This window comes from Sabulibacter ruber, from assembly GCF_017355955.1.
Classification (GTDB): domain Bacteria; phylum Bacteroidota; class Bacteroidia; order Cytophagales; family Hymenobacteraceae; genus Nibribacter; species Nibribacter ruber_A.
This window is the reverse complement of the sequence record NZ_JAFFID010000039.1, coordinates 1-368: the sequence shown is the minus strand read 5'-3', so window position 1 is coordinate 368 and position 368 is coordinate 1. Positions and strand designations below refer to the sequence as shown.

Below are 368 nucleotides of genomic sequence, written 5' to 3'. Positions count from 1 at the left end.
CACCGCCATCGACACCCATTGGATCTGGCAGGACGGCCAGCGCCTGACCAGGGAGCCGTTCCAGATCAAGGGCGGGCTCGTCGCCGTGCCGGAGAAGGGCGGCCTCGGCGTCGAGCTGGACATGGCCGAGGTCGAGAAGGCGCACGCGCTCTACAAGGAGCACGGGCTGGGTGCCCGCGACGACGCCATCGCCATGCAGTACCTGATCCCAGGCTGGAAGTTCGACAACAAGCGCCCCTGCCTGGTCCGCTGATCGCCGGACGGGAGGCCGAAGGAGGAAACACGGACGGGCGGGCGGGCCGGTGAGCGGTCCGCCCGTCCGTGCCGGAAACCACGGTCCGGACCAGCGTGCGGGCCGAAAGAGAAGG

The 368-nt window shown here is 69.8% G+C and carries 1 pseudogene; it reads left to right on the top strand.

The features are described from left to right. Positions 1 to 253: pseudogene (locus JT719_RS24360) on the top strand (glucarate dehydratase); the annotation flags it as partial. Positions 254 to 368: the final 115 nt, after the last annotated feature.